This window comes from Bradyrhizobium sp. (assembly GCF_017881085.1).
GTDB lineage: Bacteria > Pseudomonadota > Alphaproteobacteria > Rhizobiales > Xanthobacteraceae > Bradyrhizobium.
This window is the reverse complement of record NZ_JADGRI010000385.1, coordinates 1-4,515: the sequence shown is the minus strand read 5'-3', so window position 1 is coordinate 4,515 and position 4,515 is coordinate 1. Positions and strand designations below refer to the sequence as shown.

Sequence of the window (4,515 nt, the reverse complement as noted above, 5' to 3'; positions counted from 1 at the left end):
GCCCTTGGTCAGGCCGTAAACGCCGTTGTTCTCGACGATATAGGTCATGTTGACGCCGCGCCGGATCGAATGCGCGAACTGGCCGAAGCCGATCGAGGCGGAATCGCCGTCGCCGGAGACGCCGAGATAGATCAGCTCGCGGTTGGCGAGGTTGGCGCCGGTCAGCACCGACGGCATGCGGCCGTGGACCGAATTGAAGCCGTGCGAATTGCCGAGGAAATAGTCCGGGGTCTTCGACGAGCAGCCGATGCCGGAAATCTTGGCGACGCGATGCGGCTCGATCGACAGCTCGAAGCAGGCCTCGATGATCGAGGCCGTGATCGAATCGTGGCCGCAGCCGGCGCACAGCGTCGAGATCTTGCCCTCGTAGTCGCGGTGGGTAAAGCCGAGATCGTTCTTGGGCAGGCCGGGATGATGGAATTTCGGCTTGGCGATATAGGTCATGACTTCACCTTGCGAAGCGGGGTCAGTTTGAGCTGGTCCTGGTGGTCGCCGATGGCGCCGGCGATGAAGCGCGCGGTGATCGGCGTGCCGTCGTAGTGCAGGATCGGAACCAGCCGCACGGGATCGATGCCGTTTTCGTTGACGATCAGCGAGCGAAGCTGTGCGTCGCGGTTTTGCTCGACCACGTAAACAAAATCGTGGTCGGCGATGAAGCTCGCCACGCTGGAATGGAACGGGAAGGCGCGGATGCGCAGGCGGTCGAGCTGGTGGCCGCGCGCTTCCAGAAGTCCGATCGCCTCATCCATCGCCGGCGAGGTCGAGCCGAAATAGATCACGCCGTATTTGGTCGGCTTGGCGGCGTTGGCCTGCAGCGGCCGCGGCACCATGTCCTGGGCGGTCTCGAATTTGCGCACCAGCCGCTGCATGTTGTCGGCATACACCGAGCCTTCCTCGGAATAGCGCGCGTAGCGGTCGCGCGAGGTGCCGCGGGTGAAGTAGGAGCCCTTGGTCGGATGGGTGCCGGGATAGGTCCGGTAGGCGATGCCGTCGCCGTCGACGTCGAGATAGCGGCCGAAGTCGCGGCCTTCCTCCAGCATCTCCGCCGTCATCACCTTGCCGCGGTCATATTGCCGGGAGTCGTCCCAGCGCAGCGGGCGGCACAGGCGATGGTTCATGCCGATATCGAGATCGAGCATCAGGAAGATCGTGGTCTGCAGCCGTTCGGCGAGATCGAAGGCGGTGGCGGCGAATTCGAAGGCCTCGGCCGGGTCTTCCGGAAACAGCAGCACGTGCTTGGTGTCGCCATGCGAGGCATAGGCGCAGATGAAGATGTCGCATTGCTGGGTGCGGGTCGGCATGCCGGTCGAGGGACCCGCGCGCTGCACGTTCATGATCACGGCCGGGATCTCGGCGAAATAGGACAGGCCGATGAATTCCTGCATCAGCGAGATGCCGGGGCCGGAGGTCGCGGTGAAGGCGCGGGCGCCGTTCCAGGAGGCGCCGATCACGATGCCGATCGAAGCCAGTTCGTCCTCGCCCTGCACGATGGCGTATTTGGCCTTGCCGGTTTCCGGATCGTGCCGCAGTTTCTTGCAATGGCTGCCGAAGGCATCGGCCAGCGACGATGACGGCGTGATCGGGTACCAGGCGCAGACGGTGGCGCCGCCATAGACGGCGCCGAGTGCGGCCGCGCTGTTGCCCTCGATGAAGATGCGGTCGCCGACCTTGTCGGCCTTCTTGACGCGCAGGCCGATCGGGCATTTCAGGTTCTGCAGCGCCCAGTCGCGGCCGAGATGCAGCGCGTGGACGTTGGACGACAAAAGCTTTTCCTTGCCCTTGTACTGTTCGCCGATCAGCTGCTCGATCAGCTTGGGGTCCATGTCGAGCAGCGCGCACAGCGCGCCGAGATAAATGATGTTCTTGAACAGCTGGCGCTGCCGCGGCTCGGTGTAGGTCGAATTGGTGATCGCGGTCAGCGGCACGCCGATCACGGTGATGTCGGCGCGGAATTTCGACGACGGCATCGGCTTGGTCGAGTCGTAGAACAGGTAGCCGCCGGGTTCGATCGAGGCGAGGTCCTTGTCCCAGGTCTGCGGGTTCATCGCCACCATCATGTCGACGCCGCCGCGCGCGCCGAGATGGCCTTCCTCGGTCACCCGCACCTCGTACCAGGTCGGCAGGCCCTGGATGTTGGAGGGGAAGATGTTGCGTGGGCTAACCGGCACACCGTGGCGCAGGATCGAACGGGCGAACATCTCGTTGGCGCTCGCCGAGCCCGAGCCGTTGACGTTGGCGAAGCGGACGACGAAGTCGTTTACGCTGCTGATCGGCTTTTGGACGGACATGATGTACCTGCGTGGGTCATATCGATGAGGTATTTCTGCATGTCCCATGCGCCGGTGGGACACCGCTCGGCGCAAAGGCCGCAGTGCAAGCAGACGTCTTCGTCCTTCACCATCACGCGCCCGGTCTTCAGCCCGTCGGCGACATAGAGGGCCTGGTCGAGATGCGGCGAGGGCGCTTTCAGCCGGGCCCGCAGGTCGGCTTCCTCGCCATCTTGCGTGAAGGTGATGCAGTCCATCGGGCAGATATCGACGCAGGCGTCGCACTCGATGCACAAAGGCGCGGTGAATACCGTCTGGATATCGCAGTTCAGGCAGCGCTTCGCCTCGCCGAGCGCGAGCTTGAGGTCATAGCCGAGTTCGACCTCCGCGCGGATGTCCTTCAGCGCCACCACCTTGTCGCGATGCGGCACCTTGTAGCGCTTGTCCGCGGAGACGTCGTTGTCGTAGCTCCACTCGTGGATGCCCATCTTCTGCGACGAGACATGCACTTCGGGCAGTGGACGCTCGGTGATGTCTTCGCCGGAGCAAAGCTTGTGGATCGAAAGCGCCGCGTCATGGCCGTGCGCCACCGCCCAGATGATGTTCTTGGGACCGAACGCGGCGTCGCCGCCGAAGAAAACTTTCGGGTTGGTCGAGCCCATGGTTCTGGCGTCGACCTTGGGCATGTTCCACTTGTCGAATTCCACGCCGCAGTCGCGCTCGATCCAGGGAAACGCATTTTCCTGGCCGACCGCGACCAGCACGTCGTCGCAGGGAATGGTCTGGTCGGGTTCGCCGGCCGGCACAAGGCTACGGCGGCCGTTGGCGTCGTATTCGGCCTTCACCTTCTGGAAGGTAACGCCGGTGAGTTTGCCGCTGTCGTGGACGAATGCGGTCGGCACCATGAAGTTGAGGATCGGAATGTCCTCGTGAATGGCGTCCTCTTTCTCCCAAGGCGACGCCTTCATCTCCTCGAAACCGGAACGCACGATCACCTTGACGTCCTCGCCGCCAAGCCGGCGTGCGGTGCGGCAGCAGTCCATCGCGGTGTTGCCGCCGCCGAGCACGATCACGCGCTTGCCGATCTTGTCGGTGTGGCCGAACGAAACCGAGGAGAGCCAGTCGATGCCGATGCGGATATTGCCGGCAGCTTCCTTGCGGCCGGGAATATCGAGTTCGCGGCCACGCGGCGCGCCGGAGCCGATAAAGACCGCGTCGTAGTTCTCGGCGAGCAGCTTCTTCAGGCTGTCGATGCGCTGGCCGCCCTTGAACTCGATGCCGAGACCCAGGATGTAATCGGTTTCCTCGTCGATCACCGAATCCGGCAGCCGGAATTTCGGAATCTGGCTGCGCATCATGCCGCCGGCCCTGGCGTCGGCATCGAACACGGTGCAGTGATAGCCGAGCGGCGCGAGGTCGCGGGCCACGGTGAGCGATGCGGGACCGCCGCCGACGATTGCGACGCGCTTGCCGTTTTTCGCGGACGGCTGCGGCATGCGGTGCTTGACGTCATCCTTGAAATCGGCGGCCACGCGCTTCAGCCGGCAGATCGCTACCGGCGTTTCCTCGACGCGGCCGCGGCGGCATGCGGGCTCGCAGGGGCGATCGCAGGTGCGTCCGAGAATCCCCGGAAACACGTTGGATCTCCAATTGATCATGTAGGCGTCGCTATAGCGGCCTTCGGCGATCAGGCGGATATATTCGGGAACTGGCGTGTGCGCGGGACAGGCCCATTGGCAGTCGACGACTTTATGGAAGTAATCGGGTGCCGCGATATCTGTCGGTTTCATTCCTACCTTGTCCGCGCGACGACGAGAAACCGCGCGGCCTTTATCTTCTGCTGTGAACGCTCATCGCGGCGTTCTTGTGGTTCGCCAAACATATCATTGGCTTGATGAATCGGGCCATTCAATATGATCGGCGGTACACTGAAAAGCCATTTTTGCTTAACCGCCATTCACTATTGGACTGGCCCCCCGGCTTTAATGCCGCTCCGATGCATGTGGCGCTGCAACATATGCCATGGTGCGGGCTTTCTGCATTGATCTAAGACAATCAAATGTCGGATGTCGCGAGATCCCACATCAGATGATAACTGCCCGACGATACCTTTATTCCGCCTTCGAAGGCCGCCGATTCCGCGAAGCGCGCGGCCATCGCGTCGGAAATCGCGTTCACATTCGTGGCATCGATCAGGATGAACCAGTCGCCGGCACCGGGGTCGGAAACCGGGGGATCGTCGGTGAGC

Annotated in this window: 4 protein-coding genes and 1 pseudogene; all 5 read right to left on the bottom strand. The window is 62.9% G+C overall.

Translation table 11 applies throughout. The features are described from left to right. On the bottom strand, positions 1-444 hold a 444-nt coding region (locus QZ213_RS25080), incomplete at its 3' end, for a thiamine pyrophosphate-dependent enzyme (RefSeq protein ID WP_291688760.1). Next, positions 441-2,288 (bottom strand): 2-oxoacid:acceptor oxidoreductase subunit alpha, encoded by a 1,848-nt coding sequence (locus QZ213_RS25075; RefSeq protein WP_291688759.1) that lies wholly within the window; start codon positions 2,286-2,288, stop codon positions 441-443. The genes QZ213_RS25075 and QZ213_RS25080, both read right to left, overlap by 4 nt. After that, positions 2,258-4,057: an FAD-dependent oxidoreductase gene (locus QZ213_RS25070; protein WP_291688758.1), complete on the bottom strand. Its 1,800-nt coding sequence runs from the start codon at positions 4,055-4,057 to the stop codon at positions 2,258-2,260. The genes QZ213_RS25075 and QZ213_RS25070 overlap by 31 nt, the downstream gene beginning before the upstream one ends. Before the next feature lie 2 nt (positions 4,058-4,059). Further along, a complete protein-coding gene (locus QZ213_RS25065) occupies positions 4,060-4,224 on the bottom strand; it encodes a hypothetical protein (protein WP_291688757.1) in 165 nt (54 codons plus the stop codon). Between the two features lie 98 nt (positions 4,225-4,322). Continuing rightward, positions 4,323-4,515 (bottom strand): annotated as a pseudogene (locus QZ213_RS25060) (hypothetical protein); the annotation flags it as partial.

Excerpts from the sequence above, each read along its gene's own strand:
- QZ213_RS25075 (WP_291688759.1), bottom strand. The coding sequence starts at position 2,288 with ATGTCCGTCCAAAAGCCGATCAGCAGCGTAAACGACTTCGTCGTCCGC.
- QZ213_RS25070 (WP_291688758.1), bottom strand. The coding sequence starts at position 4,057 with ATGAAACCGACAGATATCGCGGCACCCGATTACTTCCATAAAGTCGTC.
- QZ213_RS25065 (WP_291688757.1), bottom strand. The coding sequence starts at position 4,224 with ATGGCGGTTAAGCAAAAATGGCTTTTCAGTGTACCGCCGATCATATTG.